Genomic DNA, 21401 nt, shown 5'->3' with positions numbered 1-21401 from the left:
ATGTTTACAAAAGCGATGCGTGGATGAAAAAAAATATTTTCAAAGAGTTGCTTAAATTGGGTTCAAAGATTTTTTCTATTTTGAATACAAATGAAAAATGTATTTTGGATTCTCACTTCTCTTGTCTTGTTCGTCGCTTGTGGCGATGATCGTTCGTCTTCACCTAAAATTTCCGAGCTGCCTAGCGAAGTGGCCGATATGGACGAACTTAAAAAGTTCGAATGCGGCGATGACTTCATCGGCGAAAAGGTCTATGTGAAAGACCTCAAAGCGGACTACGAATGCGATGGCGACCATTGGTTTGAAACCATCAATACGGGCAAGTCAAGTAGTTCATCCAAGAAAAACGGCGATGCCGGAACGGAGTCTGGCATGACATCTAGCAGCGCGAAGTCCAGCAGTTCCGCGAAGTCCTCGTCCAGCGTCACATCATCATCGTCATCCTGTAGCGAAGCTGTAAAATTTAGCAGTTCTGCCGATGCTTCCAGCTCATCTGACGCTCAGTCAAGTTTCGGCAAAAATTTGCAAGTGCCTGCTTGCAGATCTAGCGACGAAGACGACAACTGTGAATACGGTTTGCTTACCGACGACCGTGACGGCAAAACATACAAAACCGTAAAAATCGGTGAACAGGAATGGATGGCCGAGAACCTCAAATACGAGGCTGAAGATAGTTTCTGTTACGAAGACAAAAAGGATAGATGCAAATCTGGTGGGGTGCTCTACACTTGGAAATCCGCATCGATTGCCTGCCCCTCCGGTTGGCATCTCCCGACAATGGCTGAGTTCGAAACGCTGATTGCGTCCGTAGACGGCGGGTCCAAAGAATCGAACCGCGCTAGCAAAAATCTCTTGGACGGCGAAACTGACGACTATGGATTTTCGGCTACGGGCAGCGGATTTAGGTGGGTCGATGGAACATACGGCTTATTTAGCGGTTCTGCGTTTTTTTGGACTTCTACGGAAAATGACGAAAATAATTCTTTCTGCCTAAAATTGGACGAGCCAAACAGCATAAATGGTAAGGCGTATCTTTTTATAACCGATAAGGGGATGGGACGTTATGTTCGCTGCCTCAAGGGAAAATCGACCAAGTTGGACGCGGCAACCGAGTCTGCTTATTCTGGTTCTTATGGCTCCCTTACCGACGAGCGTGATGGTCAGACTTACAAAACCGTGAAAATCGGAAGCCAAACCTGGATGGCTGAAAACCTCAATCTGGAAACAAAAAATAGCATTTGCTACGGTGGTTCCTCCGAAAACTGCGAAAAATACGGACGCTTATACGATTGGAGCATCGCAATGGACATCGATGGCATTTGGGGCGAAAACATCAGGTCTTGTATTGATTTAAGTATTGAATTAAGCGACTGCTCACCGATATACCCGGTGCGCGGAGTATGCCCTGAAGGCTGGCATCTACCTTCCTATGCAGAGTTCGAAACTCTTATCGAGGTTACCGGTTCAAGAACAACCGCAGGTCGAATGCTAAAATCTACAACTGACTGGTTTGGCAATGGTAACGGCACGGATGCATACGGCTTCAGAGCCCTTCCGGCGGGCTACGGCGGATCCTCCGCCGATTCCCTCAACAACCAAGGCTTCAGCGCTAATTTTTGGAGTTCTACATTAAAGAAATATTTTAAATACGCTCATCATTTATACATCACATTTTCCGATGACGATGTTGGGTTGAACACTATCGAAATGAACAGAAAGCTCTCCGTCCGCTGTATAAAGAATGACGAATAGCGGTTTAGCCGGGGCGTTACGGGGCGGCGAGCCCCGTAGTAGGGGTGGTGGAAGACCCATCGAAAGCCTGCTTGCAAAGCGAACAATTCCGCAGCCGAAGGCGAGGACCTGTTCGCGTGCAATGCAGGCTGAGGTGGGACTGCAAACAGGGGAAGGCTTCCCCCTCCAAACCTCATATGGCGGTCTTAGCCCGTTTGGACGGATTCTGCCCCCTAAAACAGCCCCCAAATCTCTTTTTTTTCGATTATTACTACACAAAAACTTTGATTTTTTGTATCTTTCCAGCCAGCAAAGCTCCACCGTGTAGGTGGGTAGCAATTTCAACAATAAAAAAAGGATCCAATAATGGCTCTCAAACTCGGTATTAATGGTTTCGGTCGTATCGGCCGTATGGTGTTCCGCGCTGCTGTGGAAAACTTCGCAAATGACATCCAGGTTGTCGGTATCAACGACCTCCTCGACGCTGACTACCTCGCATACATGCTGAAGTACGACTCCGTCCACGGTGCTTTCAACCACGACATCAAGGTCGAAGGCAACTTCCTCATCGTCGACGGCAACAAGATCCAGATCTTCGCTGAAAAGGATCCGACCAACATCACTTGGGGCGCTCTTGACGTAGACGTCGTTGTTGAATCCACTGGCTTCTTCCTCACCGAAGAACTCGCTTCTGCTCACCTCAAGGCTGGTGCCAAGAAGGTCATCATGTCTGCTCCGTCCAAGGATGCAACTCCGATGTTCGTCTATGGTGTTAACCACAAGACCTACGCTGGTCAGAAGATCATCTCCAACGCTTCCTGCACCACCAACTGCCTCGCTCCGATCTCCAAGGTTCTCGACGAAAAGTTCGGCATCGTCCGTGGCCTCATGACCACCGTTCACGCTGCAACTGCTACTCAGAAGACCGTTGACGGCCCGTCCAAGAAGGACTGGCGCGGTGGCCGTGGCATCCTCGAAAACATCATCCCGTCTTCTACGGGTGCTGCAAAGGCCGTGGGTAAGGTTCTCCCGCAGCTCAATGGCAAGCTCACTGGTATGTCTATGCGCGTTCCGACTTCTGACGTGTCCGTTGTTGACCTCACTGTCGAACTCAAGAAGGCTTGCACTTACGAAGAAATCTGCGCTGCTATGAAGGAAGCTTCTGAAGGCGAACTCAAGGGCATCCTCGGTTACACCGACGAAGCTGTTGTTTCTACCGACTTCCGTAACTGCCCGAAGACCTCCATCTTCGACGCTAAGGCCGGTATCCAGCTTGACCCGACCTTCGTTAAGGTTGTTTCCTGGTACGATAACGAATGGGGCTACAGCAACAAGGTTTGCGAAATGGCCCGCGTGATCGCCAAGTAAGATTTCTGAATAGTGTTAGTGGTGTGGGCGTAACGCTCAAAGCAAATTGATTCCCACACCTCCGCTAGAAACCTTTCAAAGACCCTGCCACTCGGCAGGGTTCTTTTTTTGTATGTAATGATGGCTTTTGATGCTGATTTTGAAATTTGGTGTGTTTTTACGTGAAAAAATGAAAAAAGAGTATATTTATCACGTAAGTTTGGACTTTTTTGAAATTTCGGGATTTTTTCTGCTTATTTTGCAGTCACTTCTTTCAGAAAATCCGCTTTGAGCTTGGAGAGGAGTGTTGCCGCTTTGCGCTTTTCTTTGCGCTGTTTGCGGTTACTGAGTAGCGTCAGAATGACGCTTGGATGGTGGAGTGCGAATGGCACGGACGCTTCGGTGCCAAAAGCTTTAGACAAGACGATTACTGTTGACTTGAGGTCGCGCACTCCCATAAGACCGCAAGCCTTTTCAGAGCTTGCGTTACTCACAACTGTCTCGGCTTCTTCGTTTGTTGCTTGTGCAACCAAATACGGCACGGAGAACATCTTGCCGCCGGCGTGCATCATGCGGAGCGTAAAGTCTGCAAGCCTTGCGTATTCCGGAAGCGTTGTGTCAAAGCCTCCGGTGCGCTGGATGATGCGCCGAGAAAACACGGCGAGGAATGGATGCGGAGCGGCGACGTAACGCAATGGTGCATTCTCGTCGATTTCTACAAAGCCGGAACCTTTAGCGGCAGGCTTTAATAAATAACCGCCTAAAAAATTTCCTTTGTCTGTACGGATTCTTGGAGCGAAAGCATCGACCATCGGGAAAGAGTCTGTAACCTCGGCAACGTTGTTCAAAAAGTTGCGGTTAATCTTGATGCTTGGGTGCGCAAAAATAACCCATTCCCCTTCAATCTCGTCGAGATGCTTGTTCCAGTCGCTCGTGAAAAACCAGCCGAGTTCTGGATCTGTGAATGGCGGTTGGGGGAGCTTGCCTTGTGCTTTGTCGTAGTTTTCGTCAAAAACAAAAACATCGAACTGACGCATGGTGTATCTCTTTTTAGAATTCTACGCGAAGACCAATTCTGTGTTCGTAGCCCAAGCTTTCGGGCAGAACGGAGAATGCATAGTCAAAGGCGAATAAACTAGAATTGTAGCCAAGGCCGAGGCTGAACAGGCGGGCCTCGTTTGTTTCATCAGGTCTGCTAGACGATGATGCCAATTCCTTGAAGTCTCGGGAGAGATCAAGCCATGTACGTGTAAAACCAGCACGAATGCGGAAGTATTCGCCAAGTGCGTATTCGGCACCGAGGTTCAAATCCGGTTCGGCGTAACGAGGAAAGTCTGCTTCTCCAAACAAGGTCAAGCGCGGTACGCTGCGGGGCTTAAAGAAGCCGCCAAAGGCGAACGTCTGCGATAGCGGATAGTCATCAGAGCCGTTCTTGACGTAACTGCGGAGCATGGCGCCAAAGTCTCTTGCGACAAATGAAAAACCGTAGTTCTTGGTGTCGGACATCCATGTCAAGCCCCAGTCAAAAGCTGCAGCCATGGCGGTCTGGTCGCCTGTATCGCCAGTCAGTTTGTCCGAAACAAATTTAAGGGTCGCACCAAAGCGGATGTGCTTCATCGGGAATGCGACTGTTGCGGTTACAAGCTGGCTAAACGGTTTGTATTCGCTGCCATTTTCTTCGCCGTATTCATCGTAGCCTGTAATTGAGCCGTACGAAATCCAGTTGTATGAAAACTGCAGGATAAACTTTTTGTACTGCGTTGTGTACGAGAGTGTTCCCTGGTTGTCTGCGAATTCACCTGTTTGCCAGTGGGCTTCGGCAACGCGCTTTTTGCCATCGGCAATGAGTACTGCAGCTGGGTTCAACTGTACAATGGACGGGTCCGTGGTCGGAAGTGCTGCTGCCGATTTTTCAAGGGCTGCATTGCGCGGACTGTCAAAAGTCGATAGGAATGAAAAAACTTCTTGCCCTGCATCGTGCTTAGAAAAGTAGCCAAGTTCCGCTGCCGGACATGCGATGGCGAGAGCCGCTATTGCTGATAGTTTTTTCAGTAAATCCATGGTGTAAATTTATAAAAAATCGAGAGAAAGTTTTAAGATTAGGGCGCTGTATATGCGAAATTTTTTATTTATTGAGCATTCCTATACCTTTACAATACAAAAATGTTTTTATATATTTGCTCCTGCTCGGGCTACTAGCTCAGTTGGTAGAGCAACGCCCTTTTAAGGCGTGGGTCGAAGGTTCGAGCCCTTCGTAGCTCAGTAATCGGTTCCGTTTAACGGAGCCGATTTTTTTTATATTGAATAAAAACGTTTTTGAAACATGGAATGTCCTATGGCCTGGATTGAAATTGATGCTTGTAAATATGCAGAACACTTTGCGAACCCCCTTGCTTGCTATTTGCGCTCTGATTTCAATTTGTTGAATGCCTCCAAGGTCGATGCGGTCCGTTTTTTTGCTTTTGACCATGACGGTTTTCGATTGGGGTTTGCCGTGGGTGAACGCGGATCGCTGTGGCTTTCTCCTTATTCGGCGCCTTTTGGAGGCTTTGCCTGTGCCAAGGGCGTGACGATTGATGAAATTGACGAAGCCATTGGGGCCTTGCCTGCATTTGTCTCGTCCGCTCAGAAAAAGTTGCACATCACGTTTGCTCCTGTATTCTATAGCCAGACGTACCTCACGAAATGCGTTTCGGCGATGTTGCGTTTTGGATTCAAGCTCTTGTATGCCGATTTGAATTACGCTTTTGATTTTACGGACTCGAAGCCGTATGAAAAACGTCTTTGGAATATGGCGAAGCGTAATTTGAAGCAGGCCGCCAAGTTGCCTTATGAACTTCGCGAAGAGACAACTCGTGAAGGTGTTGCGACTTGCTATGACGTTATCCGGCAGAATCGTGAGTATAAGGGCTATCCGCTCAAGATGTCGCTTGAAGCGTTTGCGGCGACTGCTGCTGTTGTGACAATCCAGTATTTTGTCCTTTATTTGGAGAGTAAGCCCGTGGCTGCGGCGATCGTCTACCGAGTCTCTCCGCAAATTTGCCAGTTGATCTATTGGGGCGATGCGCCTGGTTTTGAATCTTCGCGACCGATGAACATGCTTGCGCTAAAGATGTTTGAACTGTTCAAGGCGATGGGCGTAGACTATCTCGACATTGGGCCTTCGAGCGAGGATGGAATTCCCAATGCGGGGCTTTGTGCGTTTAAGGAAAGTGTCGGCTGCACGGGTGACCTAAAGTACACGTTTGAATTCGACGGAACCGTTGAAAATCGCTAGGGGGTATTATGGCTAAAGTTCCTTTTCTCGACCTTAAAAGTCTTAATGCTCCGTACATGGATGTCTTGAAAAATGCGGCGTGTTCCGTTGTTGAATCGGGCTGGTATATTCGTGGGCATTTTTGTGAACGCTTTGAACAGGCGTTTGCTGAATATTGCGGTGTGAAGTACGCCGTAGGCGTGGGGAACGGTCTTGATGCCTTGACTCTTATTTTGCGGGCTTCCATGGAATTGGGGCGCCTGCATGAAGGCGATGAAATTTTAGTGCCTTCGAATACGTTTATTGCGACGGTTCTTGCTGTTAGTGCTGTTGGGCTTAAGCCTGTGCTTGTGGAGCCTTCTGTAAATACGTACGATATGGATCCGAAGCAGCTTGAAAAAGCATGCGGTGCACGAACCCGCGCCATTCTTGCTGTGCATTTGTACGGGCGCCTTTGTGATATGGATGATATTTGTGAGTTTGCCAATACGCATGATTTGCTCCTGTTCGAAGACAGCGCCCAGGCTCATGGTGCTCGTATGAGCGATGGTCGCTGTGCGGGCTCGTTTGGTTCGGCGGCTGGTTTCAGTTTTTATCCGACAAAGAATCTGGGGGCGCTTGGCGATGCGGGCATGGTCCTCACGAATGATGCCGATATTGCAAACATGGTGCGCGCTCTCGGAAATTACGGTTCCGAACGTAAGTATGTGAATAAATTCAAGGGCGTGAATTCCCGCTTGGACGAGATGCAGGCATCGTTGTTGCTTGCAAAGCTTCCGCACCTGGACGAATCGAATGAACGCCGCCGTGAAATTGCGGTCCGTTATTGTTCAGAGATCAAGAACTCGAAAGTCATTTTGCCCGAGATTCCTGCAACGCCTTCGGAACATGTTTATCATGTGTTCGTGATCCGCCTCAAGAGCGAAGAATCCCGCAATGAACTCCAGAATTTCTTGAGTGCATGTGGCATCGAGACGCTTATTCATTATCCGATTCCTCCGCATGAACAAGAGGCGTATGCGCACGAGTTTAACGGCGAGTATCCGATTGCCGAAACCTTGGCAAAGACGGTCCTCAGCATTCCCATGAGTCCTGTGATGACCGATGAAGAAGTCTCCGAAGTGATTGGGGCGATTAATGAGTTCTAATTCTGTGAATTTCTGGAAAGCGTTTATGGGTTCGGGAATGGTGACGATCCTGAATGCATTGCGTGTTTTTGTCGTGAACAAGCTTTTGGCCGTGTTCCTTCCGCCAGCGGCTTTTGCATGCGTCGGGCAGTTCATGAATTTCATGACGATAGGGCAGGCGACTTCTTCTCTGGCGCTCCAGAATGGCTGGGTAAGCCTCTCGGCGCAGAATAAAAGCAATTTGGAACAGTTGCGCGGTGTGTGGCGTGGCGGTTTTCGCCTGACAACTTTTGCGAGTATTGCGACATTTGCCATTGCTCTTGTCCTTTGCTTTATGCTCCCGCTTGAAAAATTTTTCCCGGGCATTCATCCGCGTCTTGTGCAGGCGGCTGTTATCTTTGCTTTGCCGGGCGTTTTTGCGACAAATATCATTACGATTACAGCTTCGGTGATGAACGGGCTTGGGCATTACCACCGTTGGGCGCTCATCAACATGGTGTCTTCGCTGTGGCAAATGTTCTGGGTCGCTTTCTTTCTTTATTCAGAACGTTTGAGTGTCCTTTCGATTGTTGCAACGCAGTCCGTTGTTGCTGGCATTTTTGCAGCGCAAATTGCATCCCGAGCTGGGTTTAGCTTAAGTGAAATCCGCAAGTCTGCGCTTGATATCCGTGCTCCGTGGGTTTCTTATGCGTTGATGGGTATTGTCCCGATGGTGCTTTCGCCTGTGGTGTTGACGTTCATGCGAATGACCATTGGCGAGAATTTGGGATGGGATGCGGCTGGCATTTGGCAGGGCATCTGGAAAATTTCGGATTTTTTGACGGCGTTTTTCTCGGCGATTCTTGGCGTGATTATCTTGCCGAAGGTCTCTGCGAAAATGGTTAAATCGGAGTTCTGGAACATGTTCCGCCCGATTCTTTTGAAGTCGATGGCGCTTGCGCTTGTGGCGGTTTTGATTCTCTATTTTGGCCGTTCGCTTTTTGTCGCGCTGATGCTTTCTTCGGCGTACGCAGGCGCTGCCGACTATATGCCTATGCAGTTGCTGGGTGATTTTTTCCGTGTGGGCGGATGGGCTCTTGGGCTTGTGCTGATTGCCCGCCGTGAAACAAAAAAATTCCTGATTCTGGAAATTTGTTCTGAACTAGTCCTAGCGAGTGCCACCGTTGCTTTTGTTAAGCTCTATGAATTTAACGGCCCGATGATGGCGTATGCACTCGAAAACTTTTTGACGCTTGTCGCCTCGTTTATTCTTGTCGGTTGTTTGGATTGGGCTAAAACGGAAGGGTCCAAAAAATGACTCCAAAAGTTTCTGTAATCTTGCCGAGCTATAATCACGAGCCGTATGTCGAATCGGCTGTCCGTTCTGTGATGGAACAGACGGGTATTGATTTTGAGTTAATCGTCATTGATGATGGCAGCAAGGATCGTTCTCCCGAAATTTTAAAACGACTTTCTGAAGAACTCGGGTTTATGTTTATCCATCGCCCGAATAAAGGTGTTGTCGCCACACTGAATGAGGCGCTTTTGCTTGCTCGTGGGTTGTATGTCTGTTCGTTCTCGTCAGATGATATTATGCCGCCGGACAGGCTTAAGAACCAGAGTGATTTCTTGGATGCTCATCCAGAAGCGGTCGCTTGTTTTGGGCAAGTCATGCCATTATTCGAAGATGGCAAATTGGGTGAAATGGATGTGCGCTATTTGCGAAGTGTACCGCAAGTGACTTTCAAGGAATCGTTCCTTGGGCAAAAGGCTTTGCATGGTTGCGCAGAAATGTTTGTGCGCGAGAAGATTTTAGCCATTGGCGGTTACGACAATCGTTATTATTTTGAAGATTATCCGCTTTACCTTAAAATTCTAGACCATTACGGTCCGCAGCCTGTTTCAAAAGATTTTGTATGCTGCTATTACCGCGAACATGGCGATAATTTGCATGTCAATCATGACCGTATTTATGGAGAAATCCTACGTTTGCTTGCCGAAAACTACAGTTCGCATCCGTTGTATAAAAAGGCTGTGCGAGCCTGGAAATCAAATTGGTTCTCGGCTGTTGCTGCGCAGAGTAAATTGAAGGCGCTTCGCTTGATTCCGAGAGTGATTTCGCTTTCCCCACGTTTTTGGTTCAGGCTTCCAAAACTTTTTATTCCGCGAAAATTATTGAAGTACTAGAAATTTTTTGCCGTAGATTCTATGCTTTAATATCTTCTACAATCTCGTACGGCACATGCCCAAGCAGTGCTGCGTATTTCGGGAAATTCGACGGATACGTCTTGTATTTGCGATTGCGGTAGAGCTTTGCTTTCGTAGCTTTTGAAATGAGGAAAAATTCCGTGAATGCTTTCAGGTAATCTGTGGCGTTCTTGGAACTGTTGAAATCGATGTGGATGCTCTTGCCCTTGACCGTCACGACATTCGGCATGTTTTCAACAGCCGCAAGGAACGTCGGACTATCCGCTGTTACAAGTATTTTACTTGTTTCATTGACGAGAGGGGGATGCCCGCTCACCGGCGGGCATGACAATGTTGCATCCGATCTGTCATGCCCCACTTGATGGGGCATCTCCTTCCTTAATACATTAATCGCTGCGCTCATCAGCTTGCGCTTGCCGTTCTCAGGCAATTCCTTGAACGTGAATTCCTTGAAATCCCCAAGCTTGTTCTGGAAGCGGAACGAAATCGCGGTATAGCTTTCACCTAGCAATTCGCTGTAATGCGAAAGCTCTTGTTCTAAAATTGGCGAGGGCTTGAATAGTTCGTTAAAGTATTTTGAAAAATCTTCGCCGACTGTATCCACGCACGAATAGAGATGGAACTGCTTGTGTTTTGAATCAATCTGGCGTTCTAGCGCGGAATCATTGTTGAAATCTTCGCGGTATAGCAGCACGGGCTTGGCAACTTCACAATTGCGGCTAATTTCTTTTTCTCCAATAACCCAATTTACGTTGTTCGGTTGCAATATTTCTTGAAGTTCAAACGGCGATGTGTGATAAATCTTGAAATCGAGATTGTGCTCTTTCGCGAATTTATATGCACTTGTCATTCCGCGCAAGCGATCCGTGAGTCCGCCGTGCATCCATTTGCCGTCGGCCATGAATATGAGCGTCTGGCGGCTGTCGCCATCGTCGCAATTCTCGCTATAATTTTCGTAGCCGTCGCGTAAATGCCTTAACTTGATTCCTCGCTCAATCAAATGGTCGTGAACGCGATCCTCTCCGAGAATGCGCTTTGCCATGCGGATTGCAATTTCTTTAGGTGTTAAAGGAATCACGAAAGACCTTTCTTCAAAAGCTTGAGAAACAAAAAGCGGGGGAGGTACGAAATCAAAATGGCCATGCGGTTGCGCATGCGGATGCTCATGTCAAAGAATGTGCCAAAGCGGTATTTGCGAATTTGCTTGAGCGCTCTTTGACGGCATTCGGCGAATTCTTCGGTGTCCTGCGTGCGCATCAGAATGCTGAAACTCGCGCTCACGAGCATGCTACGGGCGGCCTTGTAAAGCGCCTTCGACTTTGGCTTCATCGCTTCAAAAACGTTTTCGGCAATGTCGAGCAAAAGGACGATCTTTTTACGGTCTATCTGCGTGGCAAGTTCGCTTCCGGCGCGCTTGCGGTATAAGTACAATTTTGATTTTGTAATGGCGACCTTATTGGCGGCTAACAAAATTTCAGGAATGACGGCGAAATCTTCGTAGATCGTTCCGGCTGGGAAAAACTTGTTTTTCCAGAGACTTGATTTGTACAGCTTGTTCCATGCGGAATAGTCAGGAACTCTGTCTTGGTATAGCGCAATTCTTGCGGCTTCTTCTGCGGTGAGCAATTTGGAAACGGCTATGTTTGGCGTGTTTCCGTCGGCGACATAATTCTCGTCGATGTTTTGGCTCTTACAGCATGCAATGTCTGCCTGGTGCAATTGTGCGATGAAAAAGAGCGTCTCAAGATAGTTTGGGGTAACGCAGTCATCGCTATCGATAAACGTGACGTATTCGCCACGCATAATCTTGAGCCCGGTATTGCGGGCTTCGGATGGTCCCTTGTTCGGTTGTCCGATGAGCCTAAAGCGTGTGTCCGAAGAGGCGTAACTGGCAGCGATTCTTGCTCCGCCGTCGGTAGATCCGTCATCGATGATGATCGCTTCAAAATCCGTAAAAGTCTGCGCAACGAGACTGTCGAGGCAATCCTTGATGTATGCCTCGGTGTTGTACAGCGGGATGATGACGCTTATGGCTGGCATTATTTGCCTTCGACTTCGTTTACGTAACCCTTAAGCATTTCCACCCAGCCAAGTCTTACAAATTCGCCTGCCTTGACGAGGTCGTTTTGCGCCTTCTCGTATGCCTTGAGAATGTTGTTGTATTCCGAAACGTCGCGTATCATCTTCACATCGTGGTGAAGCTTCTTTTCGAGCATGTCCTGCTTCCACTGGGCAACATCGGCAAGGCACTTGCAAGAGGTGTCAAAGTTGTCTAAATAAGCTGGCACGGTGTCGAGAAACGTCTTTTCGTACGGCTTAGCTTTGGACTTCGCTTCCTTGACGAGAGCTTTTTGCGAAACCACGTTCTTGCGCAGTTCGTCCATGAGCCTTACGATACGGACAAAATCAACTTGTGGCCAAATAAGGCTGAACGGCCACATCTTTTTCCAGTGGAATTTGAAAATGGATTCGTGCGCGGTATTCTTGGCGCGCATCATTTCCTTGAGGTTGTTGTAGATAATCTGGGACGGTAATTTGGAAATATCTTCGCTCATACGAGAAGAATATAAAAAATAGGCGCGTAAGTTCTCTATTTTTACTTTAAATTTGCTTGATTTTTTTAAATTAAAGTTTAGATTGTTTCTGAAACGACTTTTTCTAAAGGAATACTATGGATAAAAAGAAAATGAAGATCCTCGTCGTGGCTGACGTTGTCATCCTCGTCGCTCTCATCGTTATCCTGATGACGCTCAAGGGCGGCTATGAGGAACAGGCAAAACGCACTGCAAACGAACAGGAATCGGCTTATTTGGAAAAGAATACTCAGGTTCTCGTGGAACAGTGGCGTTCTGTTGACCAGTACAGCATGGCCTGGAAGCTCGTTTACACTGTACTCTCCGGTGCTAAGAGCGAAGCTGCTTTCAATTCTAGCCTCGCTGCCATTCAGGCCGACAAGGATGCCCGTTTCAAGCAGATTTCTCACCTTTATTCTAGCGTTGGCATCAATGATGCTGTGCAGAACGGCATTTACGAAAAGGCTGGCCTTGCCGAAGGTTCCATCCTCGTCAAGAACGAAAAGGGCTCTAAGGAAGTCGCTTGCGGTAAGAATTGCGTTGTGAAGTTCAGCTTCGCAAAGGGCAAGCTCAAGAACATCGACTATAGCGCTCTTGTCCAGTACAACCTTGCAAACAGCCTCAAGATTGAAAAGCCGGCTGAATACCATTTCGAATAAGGGAGAACGTCATGAATTTAAAGAATATTTCCATTGCTCTTACCGTTCTCGTCTTTGGCGTTATCGCCATGCTCTTCATGCAGAAGGGCAACTATGTCAACCAGGCTAGAGAACATTACGAAGCTACGACGAACAAGTCCTTCAAGGGCAACACCATGGTTTTTGACCTTGTCAATAGCGCTATTGAAACGAACAAGGGTACTTGGGCAATCGCTTGCGGCGCTCTCCAGACCGTCAAGAATACCCAGGACATGGCTAAGCTCGAGGCTAAGTTCTTCCCGGCCACCAAGGGCTCTATGAGCATCACGAACAAGACTCGCCGCTTTGAAGCGAACTCTGCAAATGTCATCGTTTCGAACTTCGCTAAGGTCGAAGAAAACAAGACGACGGGCGTGAAGAGCCTCGCAGGTCTCGTTTCTGTTGATGTGAGTGTCTTGCTCGGTAAGATCGCTCCGGCTGAACCGGATGAAGGTGCCGACGAAGAAGGCGCCGAAGAATAACGCGATGTCATGCCCACCTCTGCGCGGGCATCTTTCATCTTGGCCTCTGTGCCTGTCTTGTCATGCCCGCCATCGGCGGGCATTGCCTTTATACAGTTGCCTTGTTTTTATGTTGATTTGTCATGCCCGCCGGAGCCTGTGCTGAGCGCAGTCGAAGTAAGCGGGCATCTCCTGTTTAATAGAGCATTCTCCTATAATATGGAATAATCATTTCTTACTTTTTTGATACGATAGTGCGTTGGACGAGTATATATTTACTTTGAGCAATGATAAAAACTATCCAAAAAAGGAGGGTTCTTCATGTTTAAACCAGTCAATGGAAAATTTGAAATGCCAGTGCTTCCGTACGGGATGGCTGATTTGGCTCCTGCATTAAGCCAGGAGGCGATGCTCTTTCATTTTGGCAAGCACTTGCAGACTTACGTGAACAATTTGAACGCTGCACTTCCTGGGAGCGCTTTTGAAGGCAAATCGCTCGAAGAAATCGTAAAGACTGCCGATGGGGGCGTGTTCAACAACGCTGGGCAGATTTTGAACCATGCGATGTATTTTTTGCAGTTCAAGGCACCGACGATGAACAATGTCCCGACGGGTGAAATTACAAAGCTGATTGCTCGCGATTTCGGAACTTTCGAAAAATTCCAGGAAGATTTCCAGACGAAGGGCGCAGGGCTCTTTGGCTCAGGCTGGGTTTGGCTTTCGGCTTTGGATACGGGCAAGCTTGTGATTACGCAAGAGGGCAACGCCCAGAATCCGATTACTAAAGGGTTGAAACCGCTTCTTACGTTCGATGTGTGGGAACACGCCTACTACATTGACTACCGTAACCGTCGTCCGGATTACTTGAAGTCGCTGTGGAGCCTCGTCAACTGGGATGTTGTGAACGAACGCCTCGGCTAAGATTGTCATCTTGCATTCTTTGTCACCCCGGATTTATTTTCTTTGACCACTTAGAGCTTTGACGCTTTGCGTCAGCATCTTCGGCTCAATCATGACAGTCTGCAAGCAGCCTGTCGCGACACTCGCCTTGAATGCAACTAGCTCTTATGTGGTCATGATCCGCGGATGGGGACGGGGTCGCCTTATAAAAAAATCGCACGGGTCATCCCGTGCGTTTTTGCTATTGTCTCGGCGGCATTTTCGGCAGCACGAGTTTCATGATAATCGGCACGAATACCATAATCAGCACTTGCGCTACGACAAGGCAAACGACTTGCGAGAAGATGAACATCGCAAGGAACGGCGGCTTGTGGCCCTCGGGCATCATTGTGAAGTACACGAAGCAGACCATGGCTGTCGTGATAAGCGGCGTGTAAATCAAGTTCGAGGCAAGCGATTCCACGAAATGAGCCTTGGGCGTATGCGGCTGTAGGTGGAACTTGCGGGCGAGGGCGGCATTCACCTTGGGAATCGGCACGAAAAAGCCAATCGCAAAGCTAATCACAAAGCTCAATGCGAAACATTTCAGGAATCCGATGACGATAGCGATTGTCGGCATCTCGGGCGGGTGTTCCGCCATTAGCTGGCCTGTGAGCGAAAGCCCGAAGCTCATTAAAAGCGCCATGATAAACGCAATTTTCAGCCCCACCTTTCTCATTTGCTTTTGTACTTCTGCCGAATGGATGTTCTGTTCTTCCATTTTAATCTCCATACCCTAAAAATTGATTTTCTCCGTTCTCCTTAAAGAGAGTACTTATAATATATCATCTTTCTTGCAAAACTGTAAACAAAAACAAACGTAATTTATCAAAATACCAATAAATATTGTAATTTATTATTGTCCGTCATCCCGGAGCAATTTTTATGGACAACGAACTTAAACTGTTAATTGGTAAAGACGAAAAAATCATTTATGCGGGGAAACCCAATAAAAAGTGCTTTATCTTCGAAAGTGTCTTTAACCCGCTACTTCCGTTTGCATTGATTTGGGGCATTATTGATTTTGGTTTTATTGGCGCTTCGTTCTCGTCCAAAGATGAACACATTGGCTTTTTCTTGGTCCCGTTCATGTTGCTCCATCTGATGCCGGTTTGGATTTACCTCGGCGGGGCGCTCTTGTCGTTTAGGCGTTACCAAAATACGAACTATATCGTTACGGACAAAGCTATATATGCGTCTGGCGGAGTCTTCAGCAAACACTACAATTCAAAACCGTTTGCAGAGCTTTCGCACGTTGATTTGCACCGTGGCATTTTTGACCAGTGGTTTGGCGTGGGGGATGTTATCACGACGTCAGCTCAGGCAAATCCTGTAACGCGGAACGGAAGGATGACTTCAACGAATTCTGGAATTTCTATCGATAGCATTTCCAATTACATCGAAGTCTACAACATCGTGAAAAAGCTCCAGCAAGACGTGTATGCCGATGTGATGTACCCGAATGACTTGCGCCCTCGCGAAAATCACGGGTACAATACAAAGTATCGCGGATAGCTAGAGCGTTTTTTCCATGCGGGTGCAATCAAAGACGCCCCAGCGGTGCGGCTGATCTCCGATGAGTTTGTACCCAAGCTTCTCGTAAAAGCCCGTGGCTTCCAAACGGCTGTCGATGACTATCTTTTTGTAACCGCATTCTGCAATCCATTTTTCAGCTTCGCGGACGGCCATAGCGCCAAGCTTTTGACCGCGATATTCCGGCATCACGACTACGCGCCCGATTGTTGCTGTTTTTGCGTCAATCTCGTAGAATCTGCACGTTGCTACAGGATATTCATCATCTAGTAAAACGATGAACTTCGTGCCGTCGCAATCGTGCTCGTCGAATTCATCACGGAGCGAAATATGGTATGCTCGGTTCATAGCCTGGATGCGTACGCTGTACGCGCCTGCGCGCTGCCATTCTTCTGTTGCACGGAGAACTTTGATGTCCATTTGGTTGCCTTTTAATCTAGTTTGTCGAAGAATATATCGCCGTTTTGCTGGACAATGGTGATGGTGTGTGTGCCTTTGTTGCCCATATCGTTGTAATGGACGAGGTATTTGCCGTCGCCAAGAGATTCAATCTTTTCGATTTCATGAATGTCTTCGCCATCTTGGGCGCCACTGCGGAATTTCCAAACGGCGTAGCCGCCACCATCGCTGAACTCGTCGTTGTACGCTTTTGAAAGCTCTTGTGCGAGTTCCTTTGTGCAATACTTCGCGATGACAGAATCGCTTGCGAACTCGTCTCCGAAAATGTAATTGGTGTAGAACGTTAGGATTTTTTCGAAAACTTTTGCATCAAGAGCGTTACTGATGCTTGAGGATGACTCCACTGCACTTGAAGAAGATTCTTCTGCTGATGACGACATTGTAGTTGTGGTACTGCTTGACTGTTGCTGTTGTTCTTGCTTGTCGCTACAGGAAAAAGCTGTTGCGGCCATTAATAAAATTAAAGATTTTTTAATGGAGTTCATGTTTTTGCTAAGGTAGAATTGTTATAGGTGTTCCGTCTTTGACGGCGTTGTATATTTCTTCGATTTCGTCGTTCGTGACCGCGATGCAACCCGCGGTCCAGTCTTTCCACTTGTGCCAGAATTTAAAGAGAAACGCTGGAATCTTGTTTGGGTAGCCGTGGATCATGATGTCTCCGCCGGGCTCGTAGTTGCCTTCTTTCGCGGCCTTGATTTGTTCTGCATTCGGGTACGAAATTCTCAGCGATAAATGAAAAATGCTTTTGGGATTGTGTCTCTCGATGGTGTAGTTGCCCTCGGGCGTCTTGTTGTCGCCGGATTTGACTTTTGCTCCGACTGGATTCTTACCCAATGAAATTCTGTATGACTTGACAACGACATCGCCGTTGCGCAAGTGCATTTGGCGCTTCGCCTTTTCTACGAGAATGTTATCGATGGGTGTGGTGAGCATGATTTTGGGTGATTCCTTTTCCGGTGAGCAAGAGAACAAAAGAAATGCTAGCAAAAGTAGAAGTGTGTTTCTTTTGATTTTCATCAGTTTTTTTTGAAATGTTGTATGTTAAACATTTTGTAATATACAAAATGTTTAATAGGTTGTAAGCAGCGAATATGGCAAGCTTTAGGCGAATTTGATTACCAATTTTTTTCCGAGTGCCGCTGCAATTTTGTAGAGAGTTTCTACGGTAGGTGTGCCTTTGGGGGTCTCAAAACGCTGGTACGCTTGCGGTGTGAATCCGGCTGCTTTTGCAACTTCTGCTTTTGTTTTGCCACGGCGGGCTTCAAAAATTTTGTACGCCACTTCAATTCTTGGGGATAGTTGAATGGCGACAAGGTTTTTGTCTGCATCAGGCATCGTCTTTGGATAAACGAACGAATAACCCATATCAAGGTCGCATTCCATTGCTCCATCAAGTGCGTCCTTTGCCTGCTTAATAGCTTCTTCGCGAGTTTCGCCAAATGCGTTTACGTTCGGTAGGTCCGGGAACGAAACCACGTATCCCATGTCTTTATCTTTTTCAATTTTTGCAGCGTAATCCATGATGTCCTCCCGATTAATCAAATTGCTTTAGAATGCGCTTCAAGTATGCTCCCTCGATTTCGTGCTTGTTTCTTTGTATCGGCACTGATTGTCTTCCGGGCTTGGTGTAGATGTAGTGATCGCCAGAAACTCTAGCTTTAACCCATCCATGATCTTCGGCGTATTTGCATATTTCTCTAAATTATCATAATAAAAATACAACCTTTTTGTTGATTTGTCAATATATTTGTTTATCTTTCGTGGCTAAAAAGGTGACAATATTTGCTTTTTTTGAATGTAAATAAAAAGAATGTCGTATTTTGACATTCTGGAAGCTTTTTGAAAAATGCTGGAAGTGTGTACGAAGGAGGAGGGCTTGTTGTTGAATTGAAAATAACTTATATCTTAAAGACTATGAAAAATAAATTTGAAGCTAATATAGCCCAATCCAAAATGCAATCTGAGAAAATGCTGAAAACTATGCAGCAACTCTCTGCGGATGCGGTTTATGCTGGCGCCTTCGAAATGTCTTTGGATGAAATTAACGCTGAAATTGAAGCTGTGAGGAATGGTCTATAATGCTGTCTTTTAAAAAGCATGCGAAAAAGTTCAATCTAGACGAAGAGGAACAAGAAATCCTTGCCGATTTCGAGGCAAATCATGCTGGAAAAACTCAGATTACCGAGGAACGCAGAAAAGAACTTGCATCGTTGGCTAACGGTTTTTACAGGCATGAATCCTAAATCCCCTTACATCCCGCATGCCTTTTTCAGATTGTCTTTATCATCTGGGCAAGATTCCATGATTTTGCAGGCTTCTTCTTTCTTGTTATCGCGGTAAAGCTGGTAGGCGTAAATGCAGGCTGCTTTTTCGTTGCCCGCTTCGATTTCGCTCATGAACAGGTTGTCTGCATTGGCGAGCTTTTCGCTGTTGTTTTCGGCCTTGGCTTGTTCGCGGAGAACGATGGCATATTCGGGGTTCAGAATTTTAGTGTCGCCTCCGTGGTTGAGGGCCTTTTCATAATAATGCTTGGATGTTTCGAAGTTGTTCAGGCGTCCTTCGGCGGCGGCAAAGCCCCAGTAAGACTCGTAGCGGGTAGAGTCTATAAGTCACGCCTGGTTGAAGCGCTTGATGGCGGTCCCGATATCGCCTCGTTTGAAAAAGGACCATCCGACAGCCATCATATGGTCAAAGGATTCTTTTTCCTTGCCTTTTGTCAGGGCTAGAAATTCCTGGTCTGCTTGCAACATTTCTGCACTCTTGGGCTGGTTGCCGTATTCCGGAATTTCGTTGATGCTGCGTTGACGAGGAGCGCTCGCGCAGCCGACAAGTGCGATGATACTCAATACAGAAATGATAGTCGAAAATTTCATATAAAACCTCCTTAAACGAAGGTAGTTTTTTTAACAAACGTAAATGTACAAAATAAAAAAAACGCCCAGGCTTTTAACCTGGACGTTTTTGAAAGGAAGGTGCCCGCTCGGAGGCGGGCATGACATTTTTACAGTCTACTTCCTACCGTCTACTTCCTACTTCAAGAAGTTCATGTACGGGAGCTTCTTGGCGAGTTCCTGCACCTTGTCGGCGTTGGCCATGAGGGCGGAGCGTGCGTGCCAGGAGCCGTCGAGGAACTGACCGCGGGGGCCGTCGGCAAGCGTGAGCTCGATGGTTTCGTCACCCATCTTGAGCGTGCGGCTTTCGGTGCTCGTGACGAGTTCTTCGCTCGGGTGTGCTTCGATCCAGGCGAGGATCTTGTCGGCCACTTCGTGGCTTACCTTGTAGCAGGGCACGCCAATGGCGACGCAGTTACCGAAGAAGATTTCGGAGTAGCTTTCGGCGATGATGGCGCGGATGCCCCAGCGCTTCAGGGCCTGCGGAGCGTGTTCACGGCTGGAACCGCAACCGAAGTTTTGGTTCGAGACGAGGATGGAGCCGTTCTTGTAGGCCGGATCGCGGAACGGGTGGACCTTGCCCTGAGCGGCGAGGCCTGCGATATCGTCGGCAAAGGCGTTTGCGCCGAGGCCTTCGAAAGTCACGCACTTGAGGAAGCGTGCCGGGATGATACGGTCAGTGTCGATGTCGTTACCGCGTACAGGAACGCCGGAACCTTTAACAATGTCGATAGAATTCATTTTTTAAATCTCCTTGCGTTACTTGATGTACTTGCGGACGTCGGTGATCTTGCCTTCGATGGCGGCAGCAGCCACCATGGCGGGGCTCATGAGGATGGTGCGGCCCGTCGGGCTGCCCTGGCGGCCCTTGAAGTTACGGTTGCTGGAGCTTGCGCTGACCTGGCGACCCTTGAGCTTATCCGGGTTCATGGCGAGGCAGAGCGAGCAGCCTGCTTCGCGCCATTCGGCACCGGCTTCCTTAAAGATCTTGTCGAGACCGAGCTGTTCGGCTTCCACCTTGATCTTCATGGAACCCGGAACGACCCACATCTTGACGGTCGGAGCGACCTTGTGGCCCTTGATGATTTCGGCGGCGGCCTGCAAGTCGGAGAGGCGGCCGTTGGTGCAGCTACCCACGAAGGCGATGTCGATCGGGCGGCCAATCATCTTGGAACCTTCTTCCCAGCCCATGTATTCATAAGCTTCGGAGATGACCTTCTTTTCGCTGCCTTCGAATTCGTCGATCTTCGGCATGTTGCCGTTGAGCGGGATGGCCTGAGCCGGAGTGATACCCCAGGTGACCATCGGTTCGAGGTTGTCGCAGTTGATTTCGACTTCGTCGTCAAACTGTGCGTCGGCGTCGGTAGCGACGGACTTCCAGTAAGCAACGGCTTCGTCCCACTTGTCGGCCTTCGGGGCGTACGGACGGCCCTTGAGGTATTCAAAAGTCTTTTCGTCGGGGTTGCAGTAACCGACGCGGGCGCCGCCTTCGATAGCCATGTTGCAGACCGTCATACGGCCTTCCATGCCCATTTCTTCGATGACCGGACCGGCAAATTCGTAAGCGTAGCCAACGCCACCGTTCACTCCGAGCTTAGCGATGTAAGCAAGGGCGACGTCCTTGGCGGTTACACCCGGCTTGAGCTTGCCGGTGAACTTGATGCGGCGAGTCTTGAGCGGGCTCATGGCGAGCGTCTGGGTGGCCAAAACGTCTGCCACCTGGCTTGTGCCGATACCGAATGCGATAGCACCGAATGCACCGTGCGTTGCCGTGTGGGAGTCACCGCAGGCAACGGTCATACCCGGCTGCGTAACGCCTTCTTCCGGGCCTACGATGTGGATCACGCCCTGTTCAGCGGTTGCGGGGCCAAAGAACTTGATGCCGTTATTCTTGGTGTTGTTTTCGATATGGGAGAACATCTCTTCGGAAATGCCGTCCTGAAGCGGGCGGTTGCGTTCCGGGAATGTGGTCGGGATAATGTGGTCGACCGTTGCAAAAGTGCGTTCCGGGAACAGCACCTTCTGACCTTCTTCGCGGAGCTGGGCGAAGGCCTGCGGACTCGTCACTTCGTGGCAGAGGTGAAGCCCGATAAAGAGCTGGCACTGGCCGCTCGGGAGCTTAGCTACCGTGTGGCTTTCGAAAATTTTCTGATAGAGTGATTTTCCCATAGATTTGTCTCTTTTAGGTTTGTTTTATTGCGGGCGTAAATATAGAATTTT

At 48.2% G+C, this 21401-nt stretch carries 27 protein-coding genes and 1 tRNA gene; 13 read left to right on the top strand and 15 right to left on the bottom strand.

Annotated features, from left to right (window positions below; translation table 11 throughout):
- The first annotated feature begins 90 nt into the window (after positions 1–90).
- A complete protein-coding gene (locus CRN95_RS14595) occupies positions 91–1752 on the top strand; it encodes a fibrobacter succinogenes major paralogous domain-containing protein (protein WP_097019801.1) in 1662 nt (553 codons plus the stop codon).
- 345 nt (positions 1753–2097) lie between these two features.
- The gene (gene gap, locus CRN95_RS00605; protein WP_088629553.1) at positions 2098–3099 is read left to right on the top strand and encodes a type I glyceraldehyde-3-phosphate dehydrogenase; all 1002 of its coding nucleotides are present in this window, start codon (positions 2098–2100) and stop codon (positions 3097–3099) included.
- A gap of 233 nt (positions 3100–3332) precedes the next feature.
- Here gap and CRN95_RS00600 read toward each other — a convergent pair whose 3' ends face one another.
- A complete protein-coding gene (locus tag CRN95_RS00600) occupies positions 3333–4115 on the bottom strand; it encodes a hypothetical protein (protein WP_097019800.1) in 783 nt (260 codons plus the stop codon).
- Between the two features lie 13 nt (positions 4116–4128).
- Complete coding sequence (locus CRN95_RS00595) at positions 4129–5139, bottom strand: hypothetical protein (protein ID WP_088629555.1); 1011 nt, start codon at positions 5137–5139, stop codon at positions 4129–4131.
- A gap of 128 nt (positions 5140–5267) precedes the next feature.
- Between CRN95_RS00595 and CRN95_RS00590 the strand changes: the two genes are divergently transcribed.
- The 5 genes from CRN95_RS00590 (at position 5268) to CRN95_RS00570 (ending at position 9627) form a co-directional block, all read left to right on the top strand.
- Positions 5268–5340: transfer RNA gene (locus CRN95_RS00590), tRNA-Lys, on the top strand.
- 61 nt (positions 5341–5401) lie between these two features.
- On the top strand, positions 5402–6355 hold the full coding sequence (locus CRN95_RS00585; protein WP_145993947.1) for a hypothetical protein: 954 nt from the start codon (positions 5402–5404) through the stop codon (positions 6353–6355).
- 8 nt (positions 6356–6363) lie between these two features.
- Entirely contained in the window at positions 6364–7482 is a 1119-nt protein-coding gene (locus CRN95_RS00580) for a DegT/DnrJ/EryC1/StrS aminotransferase family protein (protein WP_088629557.1), read from the top strand.
- Entirely contained in the window at positions 7472–8758 is a 1287-nt protein-coding gene (locus CRN95_RS00575; RefSeq protein ID WP_235002796.1) for an O-antigen translocase, read from the top strand. The genes CRN95_RS00580 and CRN95_RS00575 overlap by 11 nt, the downstream gene beginning before the upstream one ends.
- On the top strand, positions 8755–9627 hold the full coding sequence (locus tag CRN95_RS00570; protein WP_088629558.1) for a glycosyltransferase family 2 protein: 873 nt from the start codon (positions 8755–8757) through the stop codon (positions 9625–9627). Before CRN95_RS00575 ends, CRN95_RS00570 begins: the two co-directional genes overlap by 4 nt.
- A 19-nt stretch (positions 9628–9646) precedes the next feature.
- Here the strand turns inward: CRN95_RS00570 and CRN95_RS00565 are convergent, their stop codons facing one another.
- Genes CRN95_RS00565 through CRN95_RS00555 form a run of 3 tightly spaced genes read right to left on the bottom strand, consistent with a single transcriptional unit; the run spans position 9647 to position 12203 of the window.
- The gene (locus CRN95_RS00565) at positions 9647–10690 is read right to left on the bottom strand and encodes a hypothetical protein (RefSeq protein ID WP_235002795.1); all 1044 of its coding nucleotides are present in this window, start codon (positions 10688–10690) and stop codon (positions 9647–9649) included.
- A gap of 32 nt (positions 10691–10722) precedes the next feature.
- Positions 10723–11688, bottom strand: a complete 966-nt coding sequence (locus CRN95_RS00560) for a glycosyltransferase (protein ID WP_097019799.1) — start codon at positions 11686–11688, stop codon at positions 10723–10725.
- Positions 11688–12203, bottom strand: coding sequence for a hypothetical protein (locus CRN95_RS00555; RefSeq protein WP_097019798.1), 516 nt, complete (start codon positions 12201–12203; stop codon positions 11688–11690). Before CRN95_RS00555 ends, CRN95_RS00560 begins: the two co-directional genes overlap by 1 nt.
- Positions 12204–12319: 116 nt before the next feature.
- Here CRN95_RS00555 and CRN95_RS00550 point away from each other — a divergent pair, with 116 nt between their 5' ends.
- The 3 genes from CRN95_RS00550 to CRN95_RS00540 all read left to right on the top strand — a co-directional run bounded on the left by CRN95_RS00550 (position 12320) and on the right by CRN95_RS00540 (position 14280).
- Positions 12320–12880: a hypothetical protein gene (locus tag CRN95_RS00550; RefSeq protein WP_097019797.1), complete on the top strand. Its 561-nt coding sequence runs from the start codon at positions 12320–12322 to the stop codon at positions 12878–12880.
- An 11-nt stretch (positions 12881–12891) separates the two neighbouring features.
- Positions 12892–13380: a hypothetical protein gene (locus CRN95_RS00545; protein ID WP_088629563.1), complete on the top strand. Its 489-nt coding sequence runs from the start codon at positions 12892–12894 to the stop codon at positions 13378–13380.
- Positions 13381–13680: 300 nt separating this feature from the next.
- Positions 13681–14280 (top strand): superoxide dismutase, encoded by a 600-nt coding sequence (locus CRN95_RS00540; protein WP_097019796.1) that lies wholly within the window; start codon positions 13681–13683, stop codon positions 14278–14280.
- A gap of 220 nt (positions 14281–14500) precedes the next feature.
- Here CRN95_RS00540 and CRN95_RS00535 read toward each other — a convergent pair whose 3' ends face one another.
- Positions 14501–15031, bottom strand: coding sequence for a hypothetical protein (locus CRN95_RS00535; RefSeq protein ID WP_235002794.1), 531 nt, complete (start codon positions 15029–15031; stop codon positions 14501–14503).
- A 152-nt stretch (positions 15032–15183) separates the two neighbouring features.
- On the opposite strand from CRN95_RS00535, the gene CRN95_RS00530 reads away from it, so the two are divergent.
- Positions 15184–15813 (top strand): PH domain-containing protein, encoded by a 630-nt coding sequence (locus CRN95_RS00530; protein WP_097019794.1) that lies wholly within the window; start codon positions 15184–15186, stop codon positions 15811–15813.
- Here CRN95_RS00530 and CRN95_RS00525 read toward each other — a convergent pair whose 3' ends face one another.
- From CRN95_RS00525 to CRN95_RS15115, 5 genes are all read right to left on the bottom strand, one after another.
- Positions 15814–16251, bottom strand: a complete 438-nt coding sequence (locus CRN95_RS00525; protein ID WP_097019793.1) for a GNAT family N-acetyltransferase — start codon at positions 16249–16251, stop codon at positions 15814–15816.
- An 11-nt stretch (positions 16252–16262) separates the two neighbouring features.
- Positions 16263–16742, bottom strand: a complete 480-nt coding sequence (locus tag CRN95_RS00520) for a hypothetical protein (protein ID WP_235002793.1) — start codon at positions 16740–16742, stop codon at positions 16263–16265.
- A gap of 40 nt (positions 16743–16782) precedes the next feature.
- On the bottom strand, positions 16783–17277 hold the full coding sequence (locus CRN95_RS00515) for a murein L,D-transpeptidase family protein (protein WP_235002792.1): 495 nt from the start codon (positions 17275–17277) through the stop codon (positions 16783–16785).
- Positions 17278–17391: 114 nt separating this feature from the next.
- On the bottom strand, positions 17392–17811 hold the full coding sequence (locus CRN95_RS00510; RefSeq protein ID WP_088629569.1) for a type II toxin-antitoxin system HicB family antitoxin: 420 nt from the start codon (positions 17809–17811) through the stop codon (positions 17392–17394).
- A gap of 13 nt (positions 17812–17824) precedes the next feature.
- Positions 17825–17983 (bottom strand): type II toxin-antitoxin system HicA family toxin, encoded by a 159-nt coding sequence (locus CRN95_RS15115; protein ID WP_088629756.1) that lies wholly within the window; start codon positions 17981–17983, stop codon positions 17825–17827.
- A 146-nt stretch (positions 17984–18129) separates the two neighbouring features.
- Here CRN95_RS15115 and CRN95_RS00500 point away from each other — a divergent pair, with 146 nt between their 5' ends.
- Both CRN95_RS00500 and CRN95_RS14720 read left to right on the top strand, forming a co-directional pair.
- On the top strand, positions 18130–18369 hold the full coding sequence (locus CRN95_RS00500; RefSeq protein ID WP_088629570.1) for a hypothetical protein: 240 nt from the start codon (positions 18130–18132) through the stop codon (positions 18367–18369).
- A complete protein-coding gene (locus CRN95_RS14720; RefSeq protein ID WP_159462249.1) occupies positions 18369–18533 on the top strand; it encodes a hypothetical protein in 165 nt (54 codons plus the stop codon). The genes CRN95_RS00500 and CRN95_RS14720 overlap by 1 nt, the downstream gene beginning before the upstream one ends.
- A gap of 6 nt (positions 18534–18539) precedes the next feature.
- Here the strand turns inward: CRN95_RS14720 and CRN95_RS14715 are convergent, their stop codons facing one another.
- The 4 genes from CRN95_RS14715 to leuC all read right to left on the bottom strand — a co-directional run bounded on the left by CRN95_RS14715 (position 18540) and on the right by leuC (position 21350).
- Positions 18540–18686 carry a hypothetical protein gene (locus CRN95_RS14715; RefSeq protein ID WP_159462248.1) on the bottom strand — a complete coding sequence of 49 codons (147 nt, stop codon included), beginning with the start codon at positions 18684–18686 and terminating at the stop codon, positions 18540–18542.
- A 213-nt stretch (positions 18687–18899) separates the two neighbouring features.
- Entirely contained in the window at positions 18900–19163 is a 264-nt protein-coding gene (locus CRN95_RS00495; RefSeq protein WP_088629571.1) for a hypothetical protein, read from the bottom strand.
- 156 nt (positions 19164–19319) lie between these two features.
- The gene (locus CRN95_RS00490; RefSeq protein ID WP_088629572.1) at positions 19320–19922 is read right to left on the bottom strand and encodes a 3-isopropylmalate dehydratase small subunit 2; all 603 of its coding nucleotides are present in this window, start codon (positions 19920–19922) and stop codon (positions 19320–19322) included.
- Positions 19923–19940: 18 nt separating this feature from the next.
- Complete coding sequence (gene leuC / locus CRN95_RS00485; protein WP_072828149.1) at positions 19941–21350, bottom strand: 3-isopropylmalate dehydratase large subunit; 1410 nt, start codon at positions 21348–21350, stop codon at positions 19941–19943.
- Positions 21351–21401 lie beyond the last annotated feature (51 nt).

Source organism: Fibrobacter sp. UWB16, assembly GCF_900215325.1.
Taxonomy (GTDB): domain Bacteria; phylum Fibrobacterota; class Fibrobacteria; order Fibrobacterales; family Fibrobacteraceae; genus Fibrobacter.
The sequence above is the reverse complement of the archived record's forward strand: the minus strand, read 5'-3'. Positions and strand labels throughout refer to the sequence as shown.